The organism is Shuttleworthella sp. (assembly GCF_057251025.1).
Map to the genome: position 1 here is coordinate 1 of NZ_DBHIDN010000063.1, position 1,097 is coordinate 1,097.

Annotated in this window: 1 protein-coding gene; it reads right to left on the reverse strand. The window is 53.4% G+C overall.

All coding sequences use genetic code 11. From position 1 onward, the window contains the following. The coding region (locus tag ACO5R6_RS07675) for an IS110 family RNA-guided transposase (RefSeq protein WP_485626584.1) at positions 1 to 1,015 on the reverse strand (1,015 nt) is incomplete at its 3' end. Positions 1,016 to 1,097: the final 82 nt, after the last annotated feature.

The window sequence follows — 1,097 nt, forward strand, 5'->3', positions numbered from 1 at the left end:
AATATTTGCGGCGAAGCCGTTCGTTCGCCTGGTCGGCATAGGCTATAACCTCTTGACTGCTCCCCGCCTGACGGGCTTTCAGCTCCTTTGACTTATGTCCAATCCTCCCTTTGCAGACCCCTTGTGCCGCCTCGATATACAAGGTACGAAGGTGTGCGTTCCCTGCCTTGCTGAGCCCTCCCCGGCGCACGGTATCTCCACTGGAACTTTCTCCAGGCGTCAGCCCAAGGTACGCGGCGTAGGTGCTGCCCTTCTCGAACCGACAAAAATCTCCAACTTCCACAATGCTCGCCAGAGCCGTTCTCGTCTTCACTTCAAGGAGGCAGACCAGCTTTTTCACCCTTTCCTTGTACTTCTCTCCCTGGGCCAGCTCCTCGATCCTTCTGTCCAGGGCCTCCAATTTGTTCGTCATTTGCTCGAAGGTCATAAGATATTCCTGCAGCGTCTCCTTCAACACGGCCTCCTGCCAGTCCATTTCACGCAGCCACCTCAAGTGGGTAAGCGTCCACTTGGTCCCGGTGTACTGACGCCCGTTACGCAGGCAGAGCGCATTGATCTGCTGCTTGAGCTTCTTCAGCGCTATCTTGTGGTCGTCCCGCATACGAATGTACTCCTTGACGGCGTCGTCATCGCTGGAAGGGATATGAACGCTGCTGTAGGTCCCATAGGCAAGGCATTGAGCTATCCGCTTTGCGTCCCGCGCATCCGTCTTGATTCGCTTACCCTTGCTTGCCATCATCGTGGATGGAGCAAGAATGACACATTCAACTCCTTGCTTTTTCAGTTGCTGGTACAGCGAAAACCCCAGACAGCCGGCCTCGTAGCCGCAGAGAAACTCGACGTCACCGCCAAGTTCTTTCTTCAATCCCTCGATGTACTTGAGCACGTTCTTGACATCCGCCTCACTCTGCATGCAGCCGAAAACCTTATCCTCACCTCCGAGCTTCGGCTCAAGAGAACAAAACGTGAAATTCGTACTATGGACATCCATGCCAATATAGACTATCCTCTTCATGTGAAGTGCCCCCTATTGCATTATGGTAATTCCCTCTGCCAAGTCCTTTGTCAGCTCTTGCAGTTTAAGGGTAAATCCACGT